Raw genomic sequence first — 25,766 nt, 5'->3', positions numbered from 1 at the left:
CTCCTTTTGTTTGAGTGCGTGACGGTTTGGAAGTTACTTGACGCCGAGGATATCCACAACAAAGACGAGGTCACCCTTGGCTTCGCCCTGGCCGGCATCACCGTATGCGAGGTCCTTCGGGACGACCAGGAGGACCCGGGAGCCCACCGTTTTGCCTGCGAGACCCTGGGTCCAGCCCTTAATCACTTGGGTCAAGGGGAAGCTGGCAGTCTGGCCGCGGTCGAAGCTCGAATCAAATTTGGTGCCGCCGACGAGGTTCACGCCGACGTAGTTGACGGTGAGCGTGTCGGTTTCCTTGACTGCGACGCCCTTGCCCTTGATCAGGTCCTGGGCGATGAGGGCTGTCGGCGCAGCGGCGCCGTCCACGGAGATCTCCGGAATACCCTTGTCGTTGTCCTTAACGGTGGGGAGGCCGGCGGGCGGGTTAACTGTCTCGCCTTCGGGCTTTTCAAGCGGTGGCGTGACGTCCGTCGCGGAGATCAGCTTGATCAGCAGCAGCTGCGTTGGCTGGGCAGCGCTGCTCGGCGTGGTGCCGTCCGGTGCGGCACTGGCGGGCGCGGCCGCCTGACCGGGAACGGCGAGAGCCAGGGTGGAACCGACCTTGGCGCCCACGAAAGCGTTGTAGATGAGAGAGTTTCCGCTCTTCATGTCATCGCTGAGCTCGAGTGCTTCCGGTTCGCCCGCGAAGGTGTCTTCGAGCGTTGAACCATCTGCGCCGCTTACGGCGAGGATGGAGATGTTGGCGACCTGATTGGCTTTGACTGCGTCGCCGTCGCCTTCGGTGACCACTTTGACAGTGGGCTCCGTAACTTCCAGCGGCTTGGAGAACTCCACGCCGGGAGCCTTTTTGTCCCCGTTGTCCGTCAGTTTCAGGGAGTCGAACTTGGCAGTGTCACCGGCCGACTGGCTGGTGGGTTCCGGTGCCGCGGGCGAACCGCCACAAGCGGTAAGCAGCAGCAGACCGGGGAGAAGGATTGCTAGGAGTCGGCGCACGTAAGAGAACTTTCGTCGGGGCAGGGTGGACGCGATACCGGAACAGGCGCCCGGCACCGCTGCAGGGCCAAAGAATGGCCCTGTCAAGGATAGCCCCTGAACCTGAACGTCAGCCCATAGAGCCGAGGAGAGCCTCCACCCGGTCATCGACGCTGCGGAAAGGATCCTTGCACAGGATGGTCTGGTGGGCGCGGTCGTTGAGCTTCAGGTGCACCCAGTCCACGGTGTAGTCCCTGCCCAGTTCCTGCGCCCGGCGGACGAAGTCGCCCCTAAGCTTCGCGCGGGTGGTCTGCGGCGGTGCGTCCACGGCGTCCTTGACAACGGTGTCCTCCACAACGCGGCGGACTGCTCCCCTGGACTGCAGCAGGTAATAGAGGCCACGCGTCCGCGAAATGTCATGGTACGTCAGGTCCAACTGGGCGATCCGGGGTGCGTCCAGGCCCAGGTTGTGCCGCTCGCGGTAGTTGTCCATTAGCTTCTTCTTGATGGCCCAGTCGATTTCCGTGTCGATGGTGCTGGTGTTGCCACTCTCGATGGCCTTCAGCGTCCGTTCCCAGAGGTCAAGGATCATGGGGACGTGCGGGTTGTGGGCGCCATGCTCCTGAACAAAGGCCGTGACCTTCGTCAAGTACTCCTGCTGGATCTCCAGTGCGGTGAGCTGGCGGCCGTTTGCGAGCCTGACCAGCGCACGGCCGCTGAGGTCATGGGAGATCTCCCGGATGCTGCGGATGGGGTTTTCCATCCGCATGTCCCGCATGATCACTCCCGCTTCGATCATGCGGAGAATGAGGTCCACGGTGCCCACCTTAATCAGGGCGGTGGTTTCGGACATGTTCGAGTCGCCCACAATGACATGGAGCCGCCGGAAGAATTCAGCGTCAGCATGCGGTTCATCCCTGGTGTTGATGATGGGACGCGACCGGGTGGTGGCCGACGAGACCCCTTCCCAGATGTGGTCTGCGCGCTGCGAGAACGCGAAAGTTGCGCCATGCGGTGTCTTCAGGATCTTGCCTGCGCCGGCGATCAGCTGACGGGTGACCAGGAAGGGTATGAGGATCTCTGCCAGCCGGGAGAATTCGCCCCGGCGCGGAATCAGGTAGTTCTCGTGGCTGCCGTAGGAGTTCCCGGCAGAATCGGTGTTGTTCTTGAAGAGGTAGACGGTGCCGTTGAAACCCTCGGCCGCCAGCCTCGCCTGCGCCTCATCCACGAGGTCGTCAAGGATCAGCTCGCCGGCCCGGTCGTGCGCAATGAGTTGCGCGAGGTCGTCACATTCCGCAGTGGCGTACTCGGGGTGCGAGCCGACGTCGAGGTACAGCCGCGAACCGTTGGTCAGGAACACGTTGGATGAACGGCCCCAGCTGACCACTTTGCGGAACAGGTACCGGGCCACCTCCTCCGGCGCCAGCGGCCGTGAGTCCGGGCTCGAATACGAGATCCCGAATTCGGTTTCAATACCGAAGATTCTCTTGTCCATCTCAGTCCTCCTCCGCCAGCAGCGCCGTGATATCGGCGTCGTTCAATCGCCGGAAAGCCCGGCGGAACCCGCGGGCCGTTTCCGATTGCCTGTCCAGGACGGCGACCTCCACGGCCTTCGCCGGAAGGGTTGCTCCTGCCTCGCCCTGCTCAGTACCGCTGGCAAGGCCGCCGATTGCCAGCCGGACGGCGTCGGTGAACCGCAGCGACGATCGCCAGCCCTCGGCAATGACGGCCGAGACCCGCTCTGCCTGGCCGCCCATCACGATGAAGCCTTGTTCGTCCGCGATCGACCCGTCGAACGTCAGCCGGTACAGGTGGTCCTGTTCCGGGGTGGGGCCCACTTCGGCCACGGCAAGTTCCACTTCGAAGGGTTTCTGCTCAGCGGTGAAAACCGCGCCGAGGCTTTGCGCGTACACGCTGGCCAGGCCGCGGGCTGTGACGTCCTCGCGGTCGTAGGAATAGCCGCGGACATCGGCGTACCGGACACCTGCCTGGCGCAGGCTTTCAAATTCGTTGTATTTGCCAACAGCTGCGAAGGCAATTTTGTCGTAAATCTCACCGATCTTGTGAAGCGACGGGGACGGGTTCTCCGCCACCAGGGCGATCCCGTCCTGGCAGCTGATGACAACCACGGACCTGCCCCGGGCGATGCCCTTCCGTGCGAAGTCCGCACGGTCCTTCATCAGTTGTTCGGGCGAAACATAGAACTGCTGCGTCATCTCAGGCCTCCCGTCGTTCGGCGGACCTGGCTTCGATGATGCTGCCCGCAACCGCCGCGAGCTCCGATTCAGGAATGCGCCTTGCCCCGTCGCGGTTCACTGCATAAACCACCGGCCACAACTGGCGGACCGGGTCCGGGCCACCGGTGGCGGAGTCGTCGTCGGCCGCGTCATAGAGTGACTCCACGGCCACGGAGACCGCCTCGGCTTCTGACAGGCCCGGGCGCCAGAGCTTCTTCAGGGCGCCCCGGGCAAAAACCGAGCCGGAGCCCACCGTATGGTGCTCGCGTTCCTCGTACCGGCCGCCGGTGACGTCGTACGAGAAAAGGCGGCCCACCCCCGCAGTGGTATCAAAACCCGCAAACAGGGGAACCACTGCGAGTCCCTGCAGGGCCATGGGCAGGTTCCCGCGGATCATGGCGCCAAGCCGGTTGGCCTTGCCATCCAGGCTAAGGAGTGTGCCTTCAATTTTTTCGTAGTGCTCCAACTCCACCTGGAAGAGCCGCGTCAGGTCGATGGCGATACCGGCCGTGCCCGCGATGCCCAGTACCGAGTACCGGTCCGCCGGAAAGACCTTTTCGATGTGCCGGCTGGCAATGACGTTGCCCATCGTGGCGCGCCGGTCCCCGGCCATCAGCACCCCTCCGCCGTAGCTCATCGCCACGATGGTGGTGGCGTGCGGCACTTGCAGCGGCGCGGCCGGCGCTGTTGACGCGTTCAGTGAACGGTTGTACGGGAGCAGGTCCGGCCGGTCCCGCTGCAGATGCTCGGTAAATGACGACGTCGCGTTGCCGGCTACCTGATTGGCGGTTGATTCCTGCACTGGTGCACTCCTTGAACGTGGTCCGTCTACGTCGTTACAGCTTCCGGCCGGTGCGGCTACCGCCCCGCTGGGATCCGGGTTACTGGCCGCCTTTTTGGACGAAGGCGCGGACGAATTCCTCGGCGTTGGACTCAAGCACGCCGTCGATTTCATCCAGGAGGTCATCGACGCCCTGGGTGGCGGCCGAAGCCTGCGCATCGGGGGCCGCTGGTGGCGCCTCGGGGATGTCTTCTTCGACTTCGCTGTCCCGCGACTGTGGCTGCTGCTGTTCCTGGCCTGCCATCTTAATCTCTCCTTCTGCAATCATCGGATCCGGGCGGATCTGCTGATACGCCCATATTGCCACGCTCCGCGCCCGTCGGCGCGGTTTACGCCGGAGGCGGAGCGGTGTTGTGGCCAAGGAGTTCAGCGAGGAACGGTCCGGCCGTGCGGTGGCGGGTGAAGAGTCCTCCCGTGAGGGCCTTGGTGCCCCGCAGCGGCTCCCTCGTCGGCACTCGCTGCAGCCGGCCGTAGCCCGGGACATCGAAGATGACAGAATCCCAGCTGGCCCCCACCACGTCCTTGCCGAAGCTGCTGACACAGCGTCCGCGGAAGAATGCACGCGTGTCCGGCGGCGGTTCGGTCACGGCCGCGGCGATCGCGGCGTCGTCGACAATCCGCTGCATGCGGTTCCTGGCCAGGAAGCGGTAATACAGCCCCTTTTCGGGCCTGATATCGGCCCACTGCAGATCCACCAGGCCAAGCCGGGCATCATTCCAGGCGAGGTTGTCGCGGTCCCTGTAACCGTCCAGCAGGGAGAGTTTTGCGAGCCATTCAACGGAGGTGGCAGCCACGTTCCGGTCTGAATCGAGCTGCGTCAGGGTGGTGGCCCAGCGTTCCAGAACGTCGTGGGTGTGGCCGTCCCCGTCAACGGCGTCGGCAACGCCTGTGTCCTGCGCCAGTTTGGCCGCTGCCTCGTGGTACATCCACTGCAAGTCCAGAGCCGTCACCCGGCGGCCGTCCATCAGCCTGATCTTGGCGGTGAGTGAAGTGTCGTGGCTGACCGCCTGAAGGGCCTGCACCGGCTCGTAGACCTCCACCTTGGGCGCCAGGCCGGCCTCGATAAGGCTCAGGACGAGAGCTGTGGTGCCGAACTTGAGGTAATTCGAGGACTGGCTGAGATTGGCGTCCCCGATGATGACATGCAGGCGCCGGTATTTGTCGGCGGTGGCATGAGGTTCATCGCGGGTATTGATGATGGGACGGCGGATGGTGGTCTCCAGCCCCACTTCGGCTTCGAAAAAGTCCGCCCGCTGACTGATCTGGTAGCCGGGCGTGGAACTGTCCTGCCCGAGGCCTACCCGCCCCGCGCCACAGATAATCTGGCGTGTGACGAAGAACGGTGTCAGCCCACGCACGATGTCCCCGAAAGGCACGGAGCGGGGCATGAGGTAGTTCTCGTGGGAGCCGTACGAGACTGACTTGTTGTCAGTGTTGTTTTTGTAAAGGTTGACCGGCGGGAGCTCGGGGTCCGAAGCGAGGCGGCGGACCGCTGCCAGTGCCACCAGGTCCCCGGCCGCATCCCAGATCACTGCGTCCCGGGGATTGGTCACCTCGGCGCTGGAATACTCCGGGTGGGCGTGGTCCACATAGAGCCGGGCGCCGTTCCCGAGCACCATGTTCATGAGCAGGCTGCCGGCCTCGTCCTCGCCGTCCAGTTCGAGCTCCTCGCGCCCGTAAGCCAACGCCACGGCCTCGGCGTCGAGCACCGGCGGTTGGTCCGTGAGCTGGCTGGGGTGGGCAGAGGCGCGTTCAAGGGTCCAGCCGCGGGCATCGTGCAGCGGCTCCTCGTCGGTGTAGTCCCACCGGGTTTCGGCCCCACCAGCTGCGCGCTGCCGCGTCACCTGGGCGTACGCCTGGACAACCCGCGCGGACATCATGGTGGCGTTGGCTCCCGGTGCGGACGGCGCGTGGATGCCGTACTCCGTTTCCGCACCCATGACGCGCATGGCACCGCCGGCGGGGAGTGCGTCCCCGATGCGGCGTTCCGGGACTGCGGTCATAGGTACTGTCCCGTGCTGGGCATCGTTTCGATGGACTTACCCGGCTCCTGTCCGGCCTTGCCCTGCACAATGGTGCGGATGTAGGTGATCCGCTCCCCCTTCTTACCGGAAATCCGTGCCCAGTCATCAGGATTGGTGGTGTTTGGCATGTCCTCGTGTTCGCGGAATTCGTCCACCACGGCGCGCAGCAGGTGCTCGATCCGGAGGCCCTTCTGATGCAGGGTGAGCAGATCCTTGATGGCGTACTTCTTGGCCCGGTCCACAACGTTTTGGACCACGGCGCCGGAGTTGAAGTCCTTGAAGTAGAGCATCTCGGTGTCACCGTTTGCGTAGGTGACCTCCAGGTACTCGTTGGACTTCTCCGTGGAGTACATGGCTTCAACCGTGCGCTGGACCATGGCGTCCACCGTGGCCTGGACGTCGCCGTCATGTTCGGCGAGGTCCGACTCATGGAACGGCAGGTCGGTGGTGATGTATTTGTTGAAAATGTCCGCAGCGGCTTCTGCATCGGGCCGCTGGATCTTGACCTTCACATCGAGACGGCCCGGGCGGAGGATGGCGGGATCAATCATGTCCTCACGGTTGGATGCCCCAATGACAATGACATTGTCCAGCCGCTCCACGCCGTCGATCTCGCTTAGGAGCTGCGGCACGATGGTGGTCTCGACGTCGGAGGAGATCCCGGTGCCGCGCGTGCGGAAGAGTGAGTCCATCTCGTCAAAGAAGACCACTACCGGGCTGCCGTCCGAGGCCTTCTCCCTGGCCCGCGAAAAGATCAGGCGGATGTGCCGTTCCGTCTCCCCCACGTACTTGTCCAGGAGTTCCGGGCCCTTGATGTTGAGGAAGTAACTCTTCAGATCCACATTGCCGGTCCGCTCCGCCGCCCGCGCAGCAAGGGAGTTGGCAACGGCCTTGGCAATAAGGGTCTTGCCGCAGCCTGGCGGGCCGTACAGCAGAATGCCCTTGGGGGCCTTCAGGCCATGTTCCCGGTAAAGGTCCGGGTGCAGGAACGGCAACTCCACAGCATCCCGGATCTGCTCGATCTGCGGACCGAGGCCGCCGATATCCTCATAGGTGATGTCGGGGACTTCTTCGAGGACGAGGTTTTCCACCTCGGAGCGGGGCACTTTCTCGAGCGCGTAACCGGTGCGCGAATCGATTGACAGTGCGTCGCCCACTCTGAGCTTTTCGTTGAGGAGGGCGCCGGACAGCCTAATGACGCGTTCCTCATCCGCCCGGCCAACCACCAGCGCGCGGTCCGTGCCCAGCATTTCCTTGAGGGTCGCCAGCTCGCCGGCCCGCTCATAACCGAGGCCGGCAACAATCAGGAGTGCCTCATTGAGCAGGACTTCCTGGCCGACGGACAGCTGGCTGATGTTCACCAGCGGGCTGATTCCCACGCGCATCTTCCGGCCGGCATTGAAGATATCCGCGGATTCCTCGGTGGCTGCCTGCCCGCTGTTGCCAGCTGATGGCATGCGCCTGGGATTGAGCTGGAGGATGGTGCCGAAGCTGTAGGGGGGCTGGCCCTCCTGATCCAAGGCGTTCTTCAGGCGCAGGATCTCGGCTTTCGCCGCTTCCAGCATGCTGACCAACTTGGAATTGTTCTGCGTTGCAGCGGCAAGCTGGCGGTCGATGTGCCTAAGTTTGTCCCGAAGGACATTGACCTGCCTGTCCGCAACCGACAGCTCGTTGGCAGCAGACTGCTCCGCCGGTGTCCGTCCCGAGTCCTGATTCGGCGTCTCCATGATGCATCAGCCCCTTCCTGCGCTTCTTATTAAGACCTTAGCCCCAAGTTGGCAGGTACTGCTGGAGACTCCCGAAATGTGGACTAGTTCGTGATCTCCGGGCCGTCCTTGACGTTGGTGCCGGCGATGGCATCACGTGCTGCCCTGCGGAGTTTCTTGTCGGAGACCAGCCGTTCGCCAACGGCGCCGGGAGTCCAGGCGTTGACATCTTCCTCGTTGAAGCCTGTCTTCGAGGGACGGCGTTTGACTGAAATGCCGGTAACGCCGTCGGCCAGCCGGCGAGTGACCAGGAGGAACCCGGTGTGGGCCACCATACGGTGGTCCGGGCGCACGGCCAGGCCTTCCAGGTGCCAACCGCGGACCATGGACTCCCAGGCGTCCGGTTCGGTGAAACGGCCATCAGCGCGGATGGCCTCCGCGGTCCGGGACAGCTGGGTAACGGTGGCGACGTAGTTGATCCAGACGCCGCCGGGTGCCAGCACAGTGGCTACGGCGTCGAGGCACTCCCAGGGTGCCAGCATGTCCAGGACCACGCGGTCCACGGAACCGGGAGCCTCGCTGCGGACTACTTCTTCCTGGAAATCGCCCAGCGAGATCTTCCAGGCGGGATGGGGGCCACCAAAGATGGTCTCCACGTTGCCGCGGGCAATGTCTGCGAACTCTTCACGGCGTTCGAAGGAGTGCAGGTAGCCGTTGTCGCCCACGGCGCGGAGCAGCGAGATGGACAGTGCGCCCGAACCCACGCCGGCTTCAACAACCCTCGCGCCCGGGAAGATATCGGCCATCGTGACAATCTGTCCGGCGTCCTTGGGATACACCACTGCGGCACCGCGGGGCATGGAGAGGACAAAATCCGAGAGGAGCGGGCGCAGCGTCTGGTACTGCTGGCCAACATTGTTCACTACAACCGAACCGTCTGCCTGACCGATGATTTCATCATGGTTCAGGAAACCGCGGTGCGTGTGGAAGGCGCCCCCGCTTTCGAGAGTGATGGTGTTCATGCGGCCGCGCTCGTCGGTCAGCTGGACCCGCTCGCCTTCACGGAAGGGACCGCGGCGGCGGGCAGCCCCTACCGGCTGTACACCGTTCGCAGCCCCACCTGTGGTGGTCAGCGCTGTGGTGGACGGTGTTGCGGTGTCGGCGGCAGATTCGCTGCTCATGAAATTTCCTCGCTCCTGTAAGACTGTGGGGCCACGCAGGCAAAATGTCCGCCCGGCTCGTTCAGGTCCCGGGCGGCCTTCCGGCGGCAGTGCATGGCCGGCACGTAACTCTACCGGTTTTGGCCCTGCGGGTGTTTCTTTGGGCGGACCGCTTTGCCAGTGATGGCGCTCACTATCGCGTTTTGCGACAACAGTCCTGTCACAGCACCGCGGTGGTCAACCACGGCATATTCACGGCCCTCCAGCTGGGAAAGATACTGGATCAGCTCCTGCCCCTGGGACCATTCGGGTACATAGGCGCCTGCCACAAGTGCATACGATACCGCCGTCGCAGGGGTGGAAGCCGCAGCGGAGTCGGGAACCGCAGCGAGGGCACGCACGTCCACCACACCCTCCGGCCGCCCCTCCGGCCCGCACGTAACAACCGCAGTCCCCTCCGTTAGAAGGCGGCGGATCTCGGCCACAGTGGCGGTCGCAGGTATTCCGACGGCGGGAGTCGCCAAAGCGGTTGCGCTCACCAGGTGCAGCCTGCCGCGCAGGGTGCCCTGCTGGATTGCTGCGCTGGCGCCCATCCACAGGAATCCGCCCACGAGGACGGTGATCATCAAGAGGCTGAAGTCAGGTGTCACGCCGGCCAGCAGCGGCATCGCAATGAACCAGAAGCCCAAAGCCACCACAATGACGCGACCCGCCCAGCCCGCGGCGACAGTGCCCTTGGCCTGGCTGCCAGTGGCCTTCCAGACGGCAGATTCCACAATCCGTCCACCGTCCAGCGGGAGTCCGGGAAGGACGTTGAAGATTCCAATGACGAAGTTGGCCCACATGAAGATGTTGGTCAGGGTGTCCCCCACAATGCCCAAACTGCTGCCGGACAGGACCAGCCAGGCACCGCCCGCCAGGACCAGGTTGGCTGCCGGTCCAGCCAGCGCCACGATGACGGAGCGGGCCGGGGTGGCCGTGAAGTTCTCGAACTGGGTATGTCCGCCCCAAAGATTCAGCACGATCTTCTGCGTGGGCCAGCCGTAGATCTTGGCCGTGAGGGCATGGGCCAGCTCGTGGACAAGAACCGAAATAAGCAGCAGCAGCGCATAGGCGAAGGCCACGTAGTAGGCGGTAATGCCGAATCCCGGATTTCGCTGCAGCAGGACGGGTCCGTAGACAATGACCGTAAAGGCTGCAATCACAAACCACGAGTAGGCCAGGATGACGGGGATCCCGGCGATCCGGCCGAGCCGGATTCCCTCCCTGCGGGCGGGGGCGGGCGTGTCGCTCAAGACAGGCTCCCAAACGTCGGCGCCTGGCCTGCCGGGGCTCCCAGGCTGCCGGCCGCAATGGCCTCCAGCTCTGAGACTGTACGCCCCGCAAGCGAAGCCCAGGTTGTGTGCCGGGGATCGTCGGGGAGGGGAACGATATGGGGTATGGCCACCGTGGCCACCCCTGACGCAAGGGCCGCAGCGACCCCGGGCGCCGAGTCTTCCAGTGCAACACAATGATCGATGGTCAGCCCTGGATCAGCCTCCTGGAGCAGTTCCACCGCTTTCAGGTATGCCTCCGGATGGGGCTTGCCCTGCGTAACGGTGTCTCCCGTCACCAGGAACTCGAAGTAGGGCTTCGGCAGGCTTGCCACGATCTCGCGGGCCAAAGGCCCCTCGGACATGGTGACGAGCGCACACCGCACACCTGCCTGGTGCAGGTCATCCAGCAGCTCCCTCGCGCCGGGACGCCACGGGACGGCACGCTGGACGCTCTCGATGACCTCCGCGGTCAGTGCGTCGATGATCTGCCTGGTGTCCAGCCGGACACCCGCCTCCTGCAGGACGCCGGCCGAAAACGTCAAGGCCTGCCCCACCAGTTGGGTGGCCTGCGCGTGGGACCACGTGCCTCCGTGAGCTTCCACAAGGGCGTGTTCCGCGGCGATCCAGTACGGTTCTGTGTCCACGATGGTGCCGTCCATATCCCAAAGAACGGCGCGGAGTGGTGAATCGGAGGGTGAGGATCGCATGCGTTCAGTCTACGGTGCAAGGCTGAACGCCAGCGGGGGGTACGCCCTTGGCGAATATCGTCGGGCGTTCACGCATGGAATCGCGACAGGCACACTTTTTGGGCCGGCATTCACTGCATCGCCCCGGTGCTTGGACGTAGGGTGAAGAAATGAATAGCTTCGACGGAGACACCACGGAACCAGGTGCCGCGCCTGAACAGGAGCAGTTCCTGCTACCAGTGGCCGATGGGGAGCGCATCACTGTGATGCTGGCGGCTTTTGAGGGCTGGAACGATGCCGGCGAGGCCGCCAGCGACTCGTTGCGCTACCTCAACCAGGTGTGGGGCGGCAAGAAGGTCGCGTCCATCGATGCCGACGAATACTACGACTTCCAGTTCACGCGTCCCACTGTCCGCCGGAACGCTTCGGGGGAACGCAAGATCAAATGGCCTTCCACCCGCATCTACAAGGCGGCCGCGCCGGATTCGAACGTGGACGTCATCTTCGTCCAGGGTATTGAGCCGTCGTACAAGTGGCGGGCATACACCGCCGAATTGCTGGTCCATGCCGAGGCGCTGAAAGTGGATTACGTGGTTCTGGTGGGTGCGCTGCTGGCCGATGTCCCCCACAGCAGACCGATCCCCGTGAGTACGTCCTCGGATGATGCCCCGCTGCGGGAACGGCTCAATCTGGAACCGTCCCAGTACGAAGGCCCCGTTGGCATTGTGGGGGTCCTGTCGGAGGTGGCGTTGCTTGCCGGCATTCCCACCCTTTCCTTATGGGCCGCGGTCCCCCATTACGTGGCCCAGGCACCGTCGCCCAAGGCGCAACTGGCCCTCCTCCACCGGGTAGAGGAACTACTCCAGGTGCCGCTGGACACCCACGAGCTGGCGGAGGAGGCAGCCGCTTGGGAGCGTGGAGTGGATGAGCTGGCTACCGAGGACCCGGAAATCGCCGCGTACGTCCGCCAGCTGGAGGAAGCGAAGGACACTGCCGACCTTCCGGAGGCCAGCGGCGAGTCCATTGCGCGCGAATTTGAGCGCTACCTCAAACGCCGGGGCCGCGACAAGCCTTGAAGCCAGTCGCTTCAGTGACCGCGGCCGCGACGCTGCCGCGGTCACCGGGTTAGAGTGCGGTCACTGACTTAGAGAACGACGCCGAGCAACGCCTCGACTGCGTCGCTCACCAGGGCTTGATCCTGCTGGGCGCCTGTTTCTGCCGCCGCGTTTGCGCTGGCGGCCCACCGGTCAACAGCTGCCAGCGCCGCCGGCGCGTCGAGGTCGGTGGCCAGCGCAGACCTCATTTCACCGATGACAACTGCGGCTGAGCGAGCCGGTGCCGCGGCAAGGGCGCGGCGCCAGCCAGCAAGCCTGGTTTTGGCTTCCTCGAACCCCTCCTGGGTCCAGGACCAGTCTGAACGGTAGTGGTGGGCCAGGATGGCCAGCCGGATGGCGGCCGGCTCCTCGCCGTCTGCCCGGAGCCTGGATACCAGCACCAGGTTTCCCTTGGACTTGCTCATCTTTTCACCGTCCAGGCCCACCATGCCGGCGTGGGCGTAGTGGTGGGCCAGCGGTACGCCAGCCAGCGAATAGGCGTGGCCGGCACCCATCTCGTGATGGGGGAAGATGAGGTCCGAGCCGCCGCCCTGGACGGTAAATGGTGCCGGCAGGTACTTTTGGGCAATGACCGTGCATTCGATGTGCCACCCCGGCCGGCCCTGGCCAAGCTCGCCGCCGGGCCAGCTGGGCTCGCCGGCCCGCTCCACCCGCCAAAGCAGGGGGTCCAGGGCCTGTCGCTTGCCGGCCCTGCCGGGGTCGCCTCCGCGTTCGGCGAACAGCTCGAGCATTTCGGCCTCCCCGAGGCGCGAGATCGAACCCAGGGTCCACGCATCAGGGGAGACCGACTGTTTTCCGGCGGCTTCGACGTCGTAGTAGACATCGCCGTCGGGCTCTCCCGCGGCACCGGCCACGCGGTAGGCGAGGCCCAGGTGGAGCAGCCGCTCAATGGCGGGAACGATCAGGTCCACGGACTCGACGGCGCCGACGTAGTGGTCCGGGGCAATCACGTTCAGGGCTTCCATATCCGTCTGGAAGAGGTCAATCTGGCTCGCTGCCAGGTCACGCCAATCCACACCGGTGGCCGTAGCGCGCTCCAGCAGGGGGTCGTCCACGTCGGTAACGTTCTGAACGTAAGCGACTTTAGAGCCGGCGTCGCGCCAGGCCCTGTTCAGGAGATCAAACGCCACGTAGCTGGCAGCATGTCCCATGTGGGTGGCGTCATAGGGGGTGATGCCGCAGACGTACATTGACTGCTCGCCACTGACTGGCAGGCTGACCTCACGTCCGAGGGCAGTGTCGAACAAACGTATGGCCGGCATGGTGCCGGGCAGCACAGGAACAGGGCGGGAAGTCCAGGATTTCACAGCCCAAGCCTACTTCTAGGCGCTGATGACATTGAAACCGAGCAAAAGATAGAGCGCCAGGCCAAGGATGATCCGGTACCAGACGAACAGTCGGTAGCTGCGGGTGGAGATGAATTTGAGGAACCAGCCAATAATCACGTAGCCCACCACAAGGGCGATGACGGTGGCCAGCGCCGTCTCCGGAAGTCCGAACGGGCCGGTGATGCCATCTTTGGAGACCACTTTGTAGAGCTGGTAGAGGCCACTGCCGAACACTGCCGGGATGGCGAGGAGGAACGAGTAGCGCGCCGCGGCCTCGCGGGTGTAGCCCATCAGGAGGCCTGCGGTGATGGTGCCGCCAGATCGCGAGACGCCCGGGATAAGGGCCATGGCCTGGGCAAACCCGTACAGGATGCCATGCTTGTAGCTGAGCTCGGTCAGGTCCCTGTCCTGCTTTCCCACGGCGTCCGCCACGGCCAGGATCAGGCCGAAAACGATCAGCATGGTGGCGACGATCCACAGGCTTCGCAGCACCGACTCGATCTGGTCCTGGAACAGCAGGCCCAGCACGATGATGGGCAGGCTGCCGAGGATCACCAGCCAGCCCATGCGCGCGTCGGGGTCCTGGCGGGAGACTCTTCCCGCCAGCGAGCCTGCCCAGGCCTTGACGATCCGGACGATATCGCGCCAGAAATAGATCACCACGGCCGTTTCGGTTCCGAGCTGGGTGATGGCCGTAAACGCCGCCCCCGGATCCGACGAGTTGGGCAGGAACTGTCCCACAATCCGCAGATGCGCGCTTGATGAAATCGGTAGAAATTCGGTCAGACCCTGTATCAGGCCCAGCAGGGCCGCCTCAATCCAGTTCACGGTAAGACACTACGTCATGCACCCTGTTGATTCCCCGTAAGCTTGCAGCTATGCAGCAGCGTTACGTCGGCAACAGTGGATTGCGAGTCTCCGCCCTTTCCCTTGGCACCATGTCCTGGGCCAACGAAACCGACGAACAGGACGCCTCGGAGATGTTGCGCACCTTTGTTGATGGTGGCGGAAAGCACATCGACACGGCAGCGTCCTACTCCGAGGGCGGCGCCGAAGCGATGATCGGCTCGCTGCTGGGTGACGTGGTCTCCCGCACCGAAGTTTCCCTGTCCACCAAGGCGGGCACATCGACGTCGGACGGCCGGCGGTCCGTGGACACCTCCCGCAGCGCGATGCTCAGCGCCCTGGACGCCAGCCTGGCCAGGCTGGGGACGGACTATGTGGACGTCTGGTTCGCCCAGGCATGGGACGGCAACGTCCCCTTGGACGAAACGTTGTCAGCCCTCGAATTCGCGGTCCGCAGCGGCCGTGCCCGTTATGCGGGCATTGCCAACTTCAACGGCTGGCAGAGCGCCAAAGCAGCCGCGATTGCCGGGTTTCCGCTCGTCGCCGCACAGGCCGAGTACTCCCTGGTCCAGCGGAAACCGGAAGCGGAACTGGTCCCCGCCGTCGAAGACGCTGGCCTGGGCCTGATGGCTTGGGCCCCCCTGGGGCGCGGGGTACTGACGGGCAAATATCGTGGCAGCATCCCGGCTGACTCCCGGGCCGCACGCAGCGATACCGCGCCCTACGTGGAGCCCTATCTTGAGCAACAGCCGTCGAGCGTTGTGGAAGCCGTGGCTATGGCCGGGAAGGGCCTGGGCAGAACACCACTGGATGTTTCGCTGAGCTGGCTACTGGCACAGCACGGCGTGGCCACCGCCATCGTTGGCCCCCGGACACCGATCCAAGCGAAGGAGATCCTCGCCGCCCAGCTGACCCGGCTTCCGCCGGAGATAGCGCGTGCGCTGGAGGATGTGTCCCAACCCGCCTGAGGTTGCGGGAAGTGCCGCCGCTGAGGACACTGAAGGGGCGACGTGCTTCATTCCTCGACGATCTCGAGGTCCTCATCATCGTCGATGCCGGATTCCTCGTCCTCATCCTCGTCGTCGTCAAAAACCTGAAGAGGCGTCACTTCGCTGTAGGCCTCGTAGAGAGCGTCTTCATAAACTTCGAAGGCATCTGCGACCGAAAAAAAAGCCGCTTCGACGGCGGGATCCCCATCCCCACGCCTGTTGGATGCTGCTATAAGGTGTTCTTCCAAGGCGGAGGTCAGGGACTGAAGCGCGACACGCGGATCGATGCTCATGACTTCACGTTAGCCGGAAAAGGACGAAAATGGAGAGCAATGAAGGAACAATTTCTCACCAGCTCGGTCCGTCGGGAGCGGGACATTCTGAAGCAGTACGAGTACCTCGTACTGACCGTCAGCCCTGTGGATTCACTGCCTGAGGCCAGGCGCCGGCTCGTTGAGCATTCCGAGTACGGCAAGTGGGAACTGGAACGCAGCGTGCTGTACATGGGCGGCGGCAGGCGCTTTTGGCTCCGACGGCGGGTCATGCAGGTCCAGCGGACCGTCTAGGTAACGGAGTCTGGCGGACAGTCCAGGTGCGATGGCCAGCGGACAGTCCAGGTGCGATGGCCAGCGGACCGTCCAGGTGCGATGGCCGGCGGACCGTCCAAGCCTCCAGCGGGCCCAGTCAGGCTGTTGCCCCCAGTATCTGAAACGCTCTCTCACTTAATGCGGGAAATCCATAAGCGCTCTCTCACTTTCCTGAGGAAAGTGAGAGAGCGCTTGTGAGAAACCCGCATTAAGTGAGAGAGCGTGTGAGGGTGTTGCACAGCCCAGCCGGTTTTGCGCAGGCCGGCTGCCGCGCCGTGACGGTGATCAGCGGACCGTTCAGGTAACGGAGGCCCAGCGGACCGTTTAGGTATCCAGCGGGCCCAGCCAGGCATTCGCCACCGTGTTGTGCGCAGATTCGTCGTCCGACGGGTGGAAGATGCCGGCAAGGACGTCCCGGTACAGGCGCTCGAGTTCGGAACCGCGGAAGTAACTGGAACCGCCGCTGACCCTGATGGCCAGGTCCACGACGCGGCGTGCGGTCTCCGTCGCATTCACCTTCAGGCCAACAAGTTTCGGGAACCACTGAGCGCCGTGTTCGGCGAGGTTGTCGACGTCGCGGGTTACAGCCAGTAACTGGGGGTAGAGGGCGTCCATGGCCATGGCTGCCTCGGCGACCTTCCAGCGGATGTCCGGGTCCTGTGCGTAGCTTCTGCCGCCGTTCTTGAACGACGTCCGCCGCTTCACGGCTTCCACCCCGAGGGCCAGGGCCCTCTCGCCAATCCCTGTGTAGACAGCAGCCAGCAGTGACTCGAAACAGGCAAAGATGGCGAAGATCAGCGGATCGGCATTGGGTCCTACCGGCAGTTTGCGGAAGATCCTCTCCGGGCGGACCTCGGCCCCGTCAAGGACCGTGGTGTTCGACTGGCTTGCCCGCATGCCCAGGGTGTCCCAGTCTTCCAGTACGGTGTAGCCGGCAGAATCCCGGTCGATGAAACCGTGCACCAGCTCACCCTCCCCTCCCCTGCCCGCGGTGTCCTTGCCGAAGATACCCAGCCGGGTCCAAGCGGGTGACAGGCTGGTGAAAATTTTCGTCCCGGTGAAGCTGTACCCTCCGCCAGGCAGCCGGGTAGCCGCCGTTTTCGAGTCGAACAGCACGGAGTCGTTTCCGGCCTCGGAGTTGCCGAAGGCGAAGATCTCGCCCCTGGCGGCGTCCCCGAGGACAAAGTCCAGCGACTGGTCTCCCCTGGCAGCCAGGACGTGGGCGACGCCGGTCCAGACCAAGTGCATGTTGATGGCCAGAGCGGTGGCTGGGGCCGCCGTTGCCAGCCTGCGCTGGCACTGCGCCGCCGCTTCGAGCCCAAGCCCGAGGCCGCCGTCGGACGCTGGAACAAAAAGCTTCAGGTAACCGGCGGCGGTCAGTTGCTCAAGGTCCTCGACGAAGAAGGCATTGTCCCGGTCGTAACCCGCGGCGCGGCCGCGAATGGCTTCCAGCAACTGGTCCGGGAGGACTTCCTCGGGCGTCATCTCCAGGGCCCTAGTAGTTGGTGAGGAGGGTGTTGAGGACCCGGGCACCGAACTTCAGGGAGTCCACCGGGACGCGTTCGTCCACACCGTGGAACATTCCCGTGAAGTCAAGATCGTCGGGCAGCATGAGGGGCGCGAAGCCGTAACCGGTGATGCCCAGCCGGCTCAGGGATTTGTTGTCCGTGCCCCCGGAAAGTGTGTAGGGCAGGACTTTGGCACCCGGGTCCTCTGAGTGGAGTGCGTCGATCATGGAGTCCACCAGGTTTCCGGCGAACGGCACCTCCAGCGAAACGTCGTTGTGCACGTAGCTGACATCAACGCCGGTGCCCGCGAGTTCCCGCACGATTTCCAGGACCTGTTCCTCCTGGCCGGGCAGGGTCCGGCAGTCCACCAGGGCTTCCGCGGACTCGGGGATGACGTTGTGCTTGTAGCCGCCCTTCAACAGTGTGGGATTGGTGGTGTTCTGGAGGGTGGCACCAACAAAGCGGGCCACCGTGCCGAGCTGGTCCAGCAGCCGGTCCGGGTTCTCCGGATCGAATTCGACGCCGGTGAGTTCTGTCACGCCGTCCAGGAACTGCCGGGTGGTGGGTGTGAGCTCAATCGGCCACTTGTACTCACCGATTCGGGTCACGGCAGCTGCCAGCCGGGTCACGGCATTGTCCGTATTGATCTGCGAACCGTGTCCTGCCCGGCCGTGGGCCACGAGACGGAGCCACGAGATGCCTTTCTCGGCCGTCTGCAGGAGGTAGGTGCGGTGCCCGCCGATGGTTGCCGAGAACCCGCCCACTTCGGAGATTGCTTCTGTGGCGCCCTCAAACAGCTCAGGCCGCTTGTCCACGGCGTAACGGGCGCCGTATTCGCCACCAGCCTCCTCGTCGGCGAAAAAGGCGAAGACAATGTCCCGCTTGGGCTTCCGTCCGGATCGGGCCAGATCCCGCATCACTGACAGGATCATGGCATCCATGTCCTTCATATCAACGGCACCACGGCCCCAGATGAGTCCATCCTTCAGCTCCGCACCGAAGGGATCCACGGACCACTGATCGCGCAGGGCGGGAACGACGTCAAGGTGCCCGTGCACCACCAGCGCACTGGCTGAGGGATCCTCGCCGGTCATGCGGGTGACAACGCTTGCCCGGCCAGGTGCAGATTCGAAGATTTCCGCCGCCAGGCCCACTTCCTCGATCAGCCCGGCGGTGTACTCGGCGGCCGCGCGCTCCCCCGGTCCGGAACCGTCTCCGTAATTGGAGGTGTCTATCCGGATTAGTTCCTGGCAGATCCGGACAACTTCATCCTCGGGACGGATTTCGGTCATTGGGCTCTCCTCATAAAGATGGGCGGTGGCTGGGAACCAAGGGCGGATTCGCGTGCCTTCAGCCTACCCATCCGGCCCGATTTCATGTTCCAGGAAAGTTCATGTAGAGTCTTTCTCGCTGCTTCGGAGAAAAGCGAAACGCTGAAAGGCGGAAACGATCTCTGAATTACCACCTGCGCGGGTGGCGGAATGGCAGACGCGCTAGCTTGAGGTGCTAGTCCTCGAAAGGGGGTGGGGGTTCAAGTCCCCCTCCGCGCACAAATGGGAAAGCCCCTGGAATCTGATGATTCCAGGGGCTTTTTCTCTTTCCACTGAGCGAACCGGTTCCACTCACCTTGGGCGCCGGAACCATGGCATGGGCAGCGATTTCCCCGCTGCGTGGGACCTTGCGTCGCGGCGCCCGCCCGTCGTGATCGGCGGCATCGCGATGCGGTCCTTGCCCGGCCGGCAGCACTGTCCTTAGTTTGGTGCCGTCCATTTCGGACACTTTCACCGGGGACGGTACCGAGAGAGGCCGGGATGACCGATGCGAACGGCCGGGTGACCAACGCCTCCGGCAATTTGTCCGGCTTGGAGGGCCCTTCGGGTGGGTGGCGTGGCTGAATTGGCGTACTCTTATGGTTCTCCAGTGGAACATCCGGTAAAGAACGCCTGAATTTTCAGGCACTCTTGGCCCAGACACACGCCGAGGCGGGTTCCGAGTCCCCTCCGTGCACTGTGGTGCAATCCCTTTGGGCCTCGGATCCCGGAGTTTGTCTTTCTACGCCTATGGCGCCACAGACAAATTTTTTCCGCCAGCCTATTGGGGAATAGTAGGCGGATGCTGTACGTTGCATACGCGACAGACGAACCAAAGAAAAGAGATACACCTAAGTGGCAACCGATTACGATGAACTTCGCTCCGACGTCAAGGAGTCGCAGGACAACTCACTCGAGGCACTGCAGTCCGCCAACGCACCGGACGCACGTAGCGTTGTGCTCGAGCTCGATGAGGCAGACGGACTGGACGGCGCCGGTGTCCCGGGAGGCGAATTCGTTGCCGAGGAACTGGTCGTTCAGGTTATCCCCCAGGCCGAGGACGAATTCACCTGCTACTCCTGCTTCCTTGTACGGCACCGCTCGCAGATCGCACGGCAGAAGGACGGCCACAGCTACTGCACGGACTGCGAAGGCTAATTCCAGAGCTTCGCCGCATCACCCGTTCGGGCTGGATCGCCAGCCAGCAGGACCAAGGCACGCCCACATACAGTCGGCGTGCCTTTCCTGTTTCCCTGAACGGGGAATTAACCCAGACGGCTACGGACGATCTCGCTGACGGCTTTGCCGTCGAAGCGGCCGGCAATCTTGGCCGTTACCGGCTTCATGACGGCCCCCAACTGACGCAGGCCGGGTTCCACGCCTTCGGACCGTAGCCCGGCAATTACCTCATCCACGATCGACTCTACTTCCGCGGCCGTCAGAGCACGGGGCAAGTAGGTCTCGATGACTTCGGCCTCGGCGATCTCGGCGGCAGCGCGCTCAGCTTCGCCGGCGTCGGTGTAGATCTTTGCCGTGTCGCGCCGCTTGGCCGCCTCCTTCTGCAGCAGCGAGGTCACTTGGGCGTCGTCCAGCTCAATCGGCGTTTTTCCCGACTTTTCCCGCGTTTCGATCTCGCCCAGGACGTTGCGCACGGTTGTCAGGGCGGTCTTGTTCCGCTCTTTCATGTGCGTCACGACGTCAGCGTGCAGACGGTCTTTCAGGCTGGTCACAGTGTTCCTCGATTCATTCAGCGACCCAAGGGCAGCAGGACAGTGGTGAACCATCCCTCTAGTACGGTAGAGGCCTATGGCTGACAATTACTACCTCCAGTCCGGCAGGCAATGAATTTGAGTTCCGAGGAACTGTGGCAACGCGTCACAGAGGTCTTTAGCCGGACTGCCGTCCCCGAGGTCACACTGATCGAATTGGTTGTGGTTTTCGCCCTGGCAACTGCGCTGTCCATCCCGCGGGCAACCTGGAAGTACTTCGGGCTCCTCGCCACCGCAACCCACGAACTGGGCCACGCCTTCGCCGCCGTCATGAGCGGCCAACGGCTTGGCGGAATCCGGCTTCAACTGGACCACTCAGGCACAACCACCAGTTACAGCCGTGGACGGCTTGCGGCCGTATGGTCAGGATTCTGGGGATATCCCGTTCCCGCCGTGACCGGCGCTGCCCTGGTGACCTCAGGTTTCGGAGGTTGGGGCCCTGCAGCCCTGGCCGCCGGAACGCTGATCCTCGTGGCGTCACTGGTGTTCATCCGGAACTTCGTAGGCATCATCATCACCGGCGCCGCAATCGCAGGCGGCGCTGCCCTGGTCATCTTCGTCCCGAGCGCTTTCACCGGGCACGTGGCAATCGGCTTGGGTGTGGCCCTCCTGGTTGCGGCGGTCCGGGACCTCGCCAAACTTACAAACGTCCATCTTCGGCGCAGGGACAGGCTGGCCAGTTCGGATGCCTATATCCTGTACCGCGCAACCTCCGTCCCTTCCGGCATTTGGATCGCGCTCTTTCTTGCGGTTGTTGCCGGTTGCTGGCTGGTGGCGTGGCAACCGATATCTTCGATTCTGGCTGCGGGAGCCTAGGCTGGTCCGCATGACCACACGCACCGCAGACAGCATGGATCGCAACCCGGAGCACGCCAGCGCCCACAGCACCAAAGGCGCCTACGTGACCGGTGGGGCCGAGTTCAACCGGGACACCAACTACATCGAGGACCGGATCACCCGGGACGGCCGCCCGGGCGACAACGGCGAACCTGGCTGGCCGGTTCAAGCCGGCCGTTACAGGCTCATCGCCGCACGGGCGTGCCCGTGGGCAAATCGGACGGTGATCGTGCGCAGGCTTCTGGGTCTTGAGGAAGCCATCTCCCTTGGCCAACCCGGGCCCACCCACGATGTTCGGTCCTGGACCTTTGACCTGGATCCGGACGGTACGGATCCCGTCCTGGGAATTGAGCGGCTCCAGAGTGCCTACTTCCGCCGGTTCCCGGATTACCCCCGCGGCATCACCGTGCCGGCCATCGTGGAGGTATCCAGCGGTGAAGTAGTGACCAACGACTTCCCGCAAATCACGCTGGACTTCGCCACCGAGTGGACGCAGTTCCACCGGCCCGGAGCGCCGGACCTCTATCCGGAACAGCTCCGGCAGGAAATTGATGCCGTCAACAAGCGCGTCTTCACCGAAGTCAACAACGGCGTTTACCGTTGCGGCTTCGCAGGCTCCCAGGAGTCGTACAACTCCGCGTATGCACGGCTCTGGACGGCCTTGGACTGGCTCGAGGAACGCCTGACGGGCCAGCGGTACCTCGTGGGTGACACCATCACCGAAGCCGACGTCCGTCTGTTCACCACCCTTGCCCGGTTCGACGCCGTTTACCACGGCCACTTCAAGTGCAACCGGCAGAAACTCGCCGAGCTTCCGGCCCTTTGGGGCTATGCGCGGGACCTTTTCCAGACTCCCGGCTTCGGCGACACGATCGACTTTGTCCAGATCAAGCAGCATTATTACATCGTTCATGAGGACATCAACCCGACGGGAATAGTGCCGCAGGGCCCGGACCTGTCCGGCTGGCTGGAGCCGCACGGCAGGGAATCACTGGGCGGCAGGCCCTTCGGCGACGGCACTCCCCCGGGGCCTGTGCGGCCCGGCGAGGAGGTCGCCCCGGGCCACGGTGCCTCCGCACACCCGGAAAGCGGTCTCTGACGGTCCCGGGGGGCCGGTAACGGCGGCTGCCTTGTCCCAGCGCGCGGTGGCACCTAACGTGGGCGGAATGGGTGATACAAACACAGATCCGGGCCAGCCGCGGTCGAGAGGGACCCGGATGCTGCGAAACGCCATCGCGGGTGTCGCCACCGCTTTCACCCTCCAGCGCCTGCAACTGGCGGCGAAGTCAGCGCTGGCAGCAGGTGTGGCGTTTGCCATCGCGCCGCTGATGCCCGGGTCCGCCGCGGAGTATCCGTACTACGCGCCCCTGGGAGCGCTGGTGGCCATGTACCACAATGTGGCCGGATCGGTCCGGCAGGGTCTTCAAACGCTGCTCGGGCTCGCCATCGGCATCGGGCTGGCCTTTATGCTGGTCAGCCTCAGTGGTCCGTCTCCGGTGGCCGTCGCGGTTTTTATGGGCATGGGAGTCATCCTTGGCGGACTCCCCCGGCTTGGGTCCGGCAGTGATTGGATCCCGACGGCGGCGCTGCTGGTTCTTTTGGTGGGTGGAAGTAATCCGGACGACTTTTCCTTTGGCTACCTGATCCAGATGGGCGCCGGAGTCGCGGTTGGCATTGCCGTCAATTTCCTCATATTCCCGCCACTGCACTTTGCCGCGGCCGCCAACAGCCTGGGCCAGCTGCGGCTGGCGCTCGGCAAACAGCTCACTGATATGGGGGCTGCCCTGACGGAAGAGTGGCCGCCGGAACATGAAGACTGGTCCCGCCGCTCCCAAGATCTGGCGGAAGCGGCACGCACGGTCCGCCATCTCGTCCAGGAAGCTGACGAAAGCCGGCGCGCCAATCCGCGCCGGCGGTTCCATCCGCGGGATCTGGACCTCGACTACCGCAACCTGCGCGACCTTGAGCGGGTAACCTTCCACATCCAGGACATGACCGAAGTCCTGTCGGATGTCATCTGGGCGGAGGACGTCCCGTACGAGGTGCCATTCGAGGACAGCGAACCGCTGGCCGTCGCGTTGGACACCACCGGGCAATTGCTGGCCTCGTTCCATACTGGCGATGAGGCGGAGCAGCGGCGACTCTTCGCTGCGGCAAAATCGGCCGTGGAGCTTTGTATGGCCGGGTCGGAGGGTGGCGGCTCGGACGGTGCCGTGACAGCGTCCGAGTCCATCCTCCTGAGCCTGCACCGGATTCTCCGGGCAGTTCGGCCTGCCCCCTAAAGCGGCGCCACGGAACCGCTGAAGTGCTTGCGGCCGGAGCGGGGATTCCATGCCACGTAGTCGGACCGTTTCCAGCCTCCGTCCGGTGCCTGCCCTGTGGTGATCTCCAGCGCAACCCGGCCTGGCAGGAAAACGGGCGCGTCGAATGTCACGGCCCAGCTGAATGTTTCACCCTTCATGGGCCCGACGTCTGCGAGGGCCCTGGAGGCAAGATACATCCCATGGGCGATGGAGCGCCTCATGCCCAGCGCCTTGGCCGACAGGACGCTCAAGTGGATCGGGTTGAAGTCACCCGAAACGGCGGCGTATGCGCGTCCCGTGTCGACCCCAAGGTGCCACACCGCCGTCGGGTCCGGGGCCGTGAAGTCGGGCCGGCCATTATGGGGTGACGGTACGTCGATGCCCGGCAGGAAGACACCTTTGGCCAGGTACGTGGAACGCCCGGTCCAGCGGATGTCCGGCGTACCCGCGCCCCTGATCTCGGCGATCACGTCCAGTTGAGTTCCGGCCCCGTGTCCGCGGAGGTTCTCCACTCTGGCCTCGACGTCGAGGAGATCCGTGAAGACCACCGGCGCGCGCTGCTCGACATAGTTGCTCAGATGGATCATGCCCAGCAGTGGCAACGGAAAATCGTCCCGGTTCAGCACGCTCATGGCGAGCGGGAAAGCCAACGCGTGAAGATAGCCCGCAGGCAGGGTGTCCCGCGCCGACAGCCCGATCAGGTGCTGGTAGGCGGTGAGATTTCCGACGTCGGCCCTGACGCCGCGCACCTCGTGGCCAGTGTCCGGCAGGGTTGAGCCGCCGTGGGTCCCCAGCACCCGGCGGCGCGCCGCCTGCGCGGCGGCATTGACGTACAGCTTGGAGAGCGAGGGCATCTCCCCCAGGATGACCGGCTGCGCGGTGCTCATGCTCCCACCAGGTTCTGGCCGCAGACACGCAGGATGTCCCCGTTGATGCCACCTGCGGCATCGCTGGCGAGGAAGGCGATGGCCTCCGCGACATCCGAGGGCAGGCCGCCTTGCTGCAGGGCGTTGAGCCGCCGGCCCACCTCTCTGACGGCAAAGGGAATCCGTGCCGTCATTTCGGTTTCGATAAAGCCGGGAGCCACCGCATTAATGGTTCCTCCCCGGGCAGCAAGCAAGGGCGCTGTAGCCCGGACCATTCCCATGACGCCGCCTTTGGAGGCGGCGTAGTTGGTCTGGCCGCGGTTGCCGGCGATGCCACTGGTGGAAGCAACCGAAACGATGCGGGGTGCGCCGCGGAAGTGGTCCGAAGCCAGCAGGGCGTCGTTGATCCTGAGCTGCGCGGCGATGTTGATGTTCAGTACGGCGTTCCAGCGCGCGTGGTCCATGTTGGCCAGCAGCTTGTCCCTGGTGATTCCGGCATTGTGAACCACAATATCCAGGTGCCCGTGCCGCTGCAGGGCGTGCTCAAGGATGCGCTGGCCCGCGTCCACGCGGCTGATGTCCAACTGCAGGGCCGTGCCGTGGACCTCGTTGGCCACTGCGGCCAGATGGTCGCCGGCCGCCGGGATGTCCACGAGCACAAGTGTGGCCCCGTCCCGGTGAAGCGTCCGCGCAATCGCCGCCCCGATGCCGCGGGCCGCCCCCGTCACCACCGCCACCTTGCCGGCGAGCGGCTGGTCAGAATCGGCCGGGAGCGTGCCGTTCGCACTGCTGACCGTCAGGAACTGGCCATCGACGAACGCCGAACGGCCGGACAGGAAAAACCGCAGCGCCCCCAGGGTGCTCGGGCTCGTGGTCTCAACATCGTCGGCTAAAACTATGCCGTTTGCCGTTGCGCCCGCCCGGAGCTCTTTGGCCAGGGACCGCACGAAGCCGTCAACACCCTGGCGCGCCGCCGCCCCGGCTGGAGTGCCGGCTTCTGCGGCCGGCCGGGAAACGGTGATGAACCGTGCGCTCAGGCCGAGGTCGCGGAGCGAGGCAGCAGCTGACAGCACCGGCTTTTCAAGGTCTTCGGGCGTAGTCAGACCGTCGAGGACAAGAATGATGGCACCGAGTTTTTCGCGGGGCACGGCGTGCCGGCGTACGTCCAGGTTCCAGGACAGCAGCGTGGCAGCCAGCTGGTCCGCTCCGGGCGTGGTGCCCTGGACCAGGACGGGGCCGTTGACCAGGGCCTGGCCCGGCGTGTGGCGGCGCAGCACGGCAGGCTGCGGAAGGCCGAGCCGCTTGGCGAGGTCTTTACCCAATCCCTGGCTGACCAGGCGGATGTATGCGTCTGCCATTCAGTGCT

Annotated in this window: 25 protein-coding genes and 1 tRNA gene; 8 read left to right on the top strand and 18 right to left on the bottom strand. The window is 64.2% G+C overall.

Annotation, left to right across the window (positions count from 1 at the left end; genetic code table 11):
• Positions 1-33: 33 nt before the first annotated feature.
• From AC1MCD_RS10100 to AC1MCD_RS10055, 10 genes are all read right to left on the bottom strand, one after another.
• Positions 34-993: an FKBP-type peptidyl-prolyl cis-trans isomerase gene (locus AC1MCD_RS10100; RefSeq protein WP_498671581.1), complete on the bottom strand. Its 960-nt coding sequence runs from the start codon at positions 991-993 to the stop codon at positions 34-36.
• A gap of 109 nt (positions 994-1,102) precedes the next feature.
• Positions 1,103-2,467: a Pup--protein ligase gene (gene pafA, locus AC1MCD_RS10095; RefSeq protein ID WP_498671580.1), complete on the bottom strand. Its 1,365-nt coding sequence runs from the start codon at positions 2,465-2,467 to the stop codon at positions 1,103-1,105.
• A 1-nt stretch (position 2,468) separates the two neighbouring features.
• Positions 2,469-3,188, bottom strand: coding sequence for a proteasome subunit alpha (gene prcA / locus AC1MCD_RS10090; protein ID WP_498671576.1), 720 nt, complete (start codon positions 3,186-3,188; stop codon positions 2,469-2,471).
• Between the two features lies 1 nt (position 3,189).
• On the bottom strand, positions 3,190-4,011 hold the full coding sequence (prcB, locus tag AC1MCD_RS10085) for a proteasome subunit beta (protein ID WP_498671575.1): 822 nt from the start codon (positions 4,009-4,011) through the stop codon (positions 3,190-3,192).
• A 79-nt stretch (positions 4,012-4,090) separates the two neighbouring features.
• Positions 4,091-4,294 carry a ubiquitin-like protein Pup gene (locus AC1MCD_RS10080; protein ID WP_498671573.1) on the bottom strand — a complete coding sequence of 68 codons (204 nt, stop codon included), beginning with the start codon at positions 4,292-4,294 and terminating at the stop codon, positions 4,091-4,093.
• 85 nt (positions 4,295-4,379) lie between these two features.
• On the bottom strand, positions 4,380-6,053 hold the full coding sequence (dop, locus tag AC1MCD_RS10075; RefSeq protein ID WP_498671571.1) for a depupylase/deamidase Dop: 1,674 nt from the start codon (positions 6,051-6,053) through the stop codon (positions 4,380-4,382).
• Positions 6,050-7,801, bottom strand: a complete 1,752-nt coding sequence (arc, locus tag AC1MCD_RS10070) for a proteasome ATPase (RefSeq protein WP_477709046.1) — start codon at positions 7,799-7,801, stop codon at positions 6,050-6,052. Before arc ends, dop begins: the two co-directional genes overlap by 4 nt.
• Positions 7,802-7,884: 83 nt before the next feature.
• Positions 7,885-8,961, bottom strand: a complete 1,077-nt coding sequence (locus AC1MCD_RS10065; RefSeq protein ID WP_498671569.1) for a tRNA (adenine-N1)-methyltransferase — start codon at positions 8,959-8,961, stop codon at positions 7,885-7,887.
• A 110-nt stretch (positions 8,962-9,071) separates the two neighbouring features.
• Positions 9,072-10,235, bottom strand: a complete 1,164-nt coding sequence (locus AC1MCD_RS10060; protein ID WP_498671568.1) for a site-2 protease family protein — start codon at positions 10,233-10,235, stop codon at positions 9,072-9,074.
• Positions 10,232-10,963 (bottom strand): HAD family hydrolase, encoded by a 732-nt coding sequence (locus tag AC1MCD_RS10055; protein ID WP_498671567.1) that lies wholly within the window; start codon positions 10,961-10,963, stop codon positions 10,232-10,234. Before AC1MCD_RS10055 ends, AC1MCD_RS10060 begins: the two co-directional genes overlap by 4 nt.
• 149 nt (positions 10,964-11,112) lie before the next feature.
• Between AC1MCD_RS10055 and AC1MCD_RS10050 the strand changes: the two genes are divergently transcribed.
• Entirely contained in the window at positions 11,113-12,018 is a 906-nt protein-coding gene (locus AC1MCD_RS10050; RefSeq protein WP_498678120.1) for a PAC2 family protein, read from the top strand.
• Between the two features lie 68 nt (positions 12,019-12,086).
• Here AC1MCD_RS10050 and mshC read toward each other — a convergent pair whose 3' ends face one another.
• Together mshC and AC1MCD_RS10040 are read right to left on the bottom strand one after the other, a co-directional pair.
• Entirely contained in the window at positions 12,087-13,364 is a 1,278-nt protein-coding gene (gene mshC, locus AC1MCD_RS10045; protein ID WP_498678119.1) for a cysteine--1-D-myo-inosityl 2-amino-2-deoxy-alpha-D-glucopyranoside ligase, read from the bottom strand.
• A 15-nt stretch (positions 13,365-13,379) separates the two neighbouring features.
• Positions 13,380-14,213, bottom strand: coding sequence for an undecaprenyl-diphosphate phosphatase (locus tag AC1MCD_RS10040; protein WP_498678117.1), 834 nt, complete (start codon positions 14,211-14,213; stop codon positions 13,380-13,382).
• A 50-nt stretch (positions 14,214-14,263) separates the two neighbouring features.
• Between AC1MCD_RS10040 and AC1MCD_RS10035 the strand changes: the two genes are divergently transcribed.
• Positions 14,264-15,199 (top strand): aldo/keto reductase, encoded by a 936-nt coding sequence (locus tag AC1MCD_RS10035; protein ID WP_498678113.1) that lies wholly within the window; start codon positions 14,264-14,266, stop codon positions 15,197-15,199.
• A 47-nt stretch (positions 15,200-15,246) separates the two neighbouring features.
• Here AC1MCD_RS10035 and AC1MCD_RS10030 read toward each other — a convergent pair whose 3' ends face one another.
• Positions 15,247-15,513, bottom strand: coding sequence for a hypothetical protein (locus AC1MCD_RS10030; RefSeq protein ID WP_498678112.1), 267 nt, complete (start codon positions 15,511-15,513; stop codon positions 15,247-15,249).
• Between the two features lie 39 nt (positions 15,514-15,552).
• Here AC1MCD_RS10030 and AC1MCD_RS10025 point away from each other — a divergent pair, with 39 nt between their 5' ends.
• Positions 15,553-15,786 carry a DUF5703 family protein gene (locus AC1MCD_RS10025; RefSeq protein ID WP_190988403.1) on the top strand — a complete coding sequence of 78 codons (234 nt, stop codon included), beginning with the start codon at positions 15,553-15,555 and terminating at the stop codon, positions 15,784-15,786.
• Between the two features lie 345 nt (positions 15,787-16,131).
• Here the strand turns inward: AC1MCD_RS10025 and AC1MCD_RS10020 are convergent, their stop codons facing one another.
• Together AC1MCD_RS10020 and AC1MCD_RS10015 are read right to left on the bottom strand one after the other, a co-directional pair.
• Positions 16,132-17,292, bottom strand: a complete 1,161-nt coding sequence (locus tag AC1MCD_RS10020) for an acyl-CoA dehydrogenase family protein (protein ID WP_498678110.1) — start codon at positions 17,290-17,292, stop codon at positions 16,132-16,134.
• 10 nt (positions 17,293-17,302) lie between these two features.
• Complete coding sequence (locus AC1MCD_RS10015) at positions 17,303-18,607, bottom strand: M20/M25/M40 family metallo-hydrolase (RefSeq protein ID WP_498678108.1); 1,305 nt, start codon at positions 18,605-18,607, stop codon at positions 17,303-17,305.
• A 175-nt stretch (positions 18,608-18,782) separates the two neighbouring features.
• Between AC1MCD_RS10015 and AC1MCD_RS10010 the strand changes: the two genes are divergently transcribed.
• Together AC1MCD_RS10010 and AC1MCD_RS10005 are read left to right on the top strand one after the other, a co-directional pair.
• Positions 18,783-18,865: transfer RNA gene (locus tag AC1MCD_RS10010), tRNA-Leu, on the top strand.
• Between the two features lie 615 nt (positions 18,866-19,480).
• A complete protein-coding gene (locus AC1MCD_RS10005; RefSeq protein WP_056339942.1) occupies positions 19,481-19,783 on the top strand; it encodes a DUF4193 domain-containing protein in 303 nt (100 codons plus the stop codon).
• A 107-nt stretch (positions 19,784-19,890) separates the two neighbouring features.
• Here AC1MCD_RS10005 and AC1MCD_RS10000 read toward each other — a convergent pair whose 3' ends face one another.
• Positions 19,891-20,355 (bottom strand): GatB/YqeY domain-containing protein, encoded by a 465-nt coding sequence (locus tag AC1MCD_RS10000; protein ID WP_498678104.1) that lies wholly within the window; start codon positions 20,353-20,355, stop codon positions 19,891-19,893.
• Positions 20,356-20,472: 117 nt separating this feature from the next.
• Here AC1MCD_RS10000 and AC1MCD_RS09995 point away from each other — a divergent pair, with 117 nt between their 5' ends.
• From AC1MCD_RS09995 to AC1MCD_RS09985, 3 genes are all read left to right on the top strand, one after another.
• Positions 20,473-21,210, top strand: coding sequence for a M50 family metallopeptidase (locus tag AC1MCD_RS09995; protein WP_498678102.1), 738 nt, complete (start codon positions 20,473-20,475; stop codon positions 21,208-21,210).
• A 10-nt stretch (positions 21,211-21,220) separates the two neighbouring features.
• Positions 21,221-22,330: a glutathione S-transferase family protein gene (locus tag AC1MCD_RS09990; RefSeq protein WP_498678100.1), complete on the top strand. Its 1,110-nt coding sequence runs from the start codon at positions 21,221-21,223 to the stop codon at positions 22,328-22,330.
• Between the two features lie 118 nt (positions 22,331-22,448).
• On the top strand, positions 22,449-23,513 hold the full coding sequence (locus AC1MCD_RS09985; protein WP_498678099.1) for an FUSC family protein: 1,065 nt from the start codon (positions 22,449-22,451) through the stop codon (positions 23,511-23,513).
• Here the strand turns inward: AC1MCD_RS09985 and AC1MCD_RS09980 are convergent.
• Positions 23,510-24,421: a MaoC/PaaZ C-terminal domain-containing protein gene (locus AC1MCD_RS09980; RefSeq protein ID WP_498678097.1), complete on the bottom strand. Its 912-nt coding sequence runs from the start codon at positions 24,419-24,421 to the stop codon at positions 23,510-23,512. The two genes, AC1MCD_RS09985 and AC1MCD_RS09980, sit on opposite strands and share 4 nt — an antisense overlap.
• Complete coding sequence (locus tag AC1MCD_RS09975) at positions 24,418-25,758, bottom strand: 3-oxoacyl-ACP reductase (RefSeq protein WP_498678093.1); 1,341 nt, start codon at positions 25,756-25,758, stop codon at positions 24,418-24,420. Before AC1MCD_RS09975 ends, AC1MCD_RS09980 begins: the two co-directional genes overlap by 4 nt.
• Positions 25,759-25,766 lie beyond the last annotated feature (8 nt).

Source organism: Arthrobacter sp. BF1 (assembly GCF_056680215.1).
The sequence above is the reverse complement of the archived record's forward strand: the minus strand, read 5'-3'. Positions and strand labels throughout refer to the sequence as shown.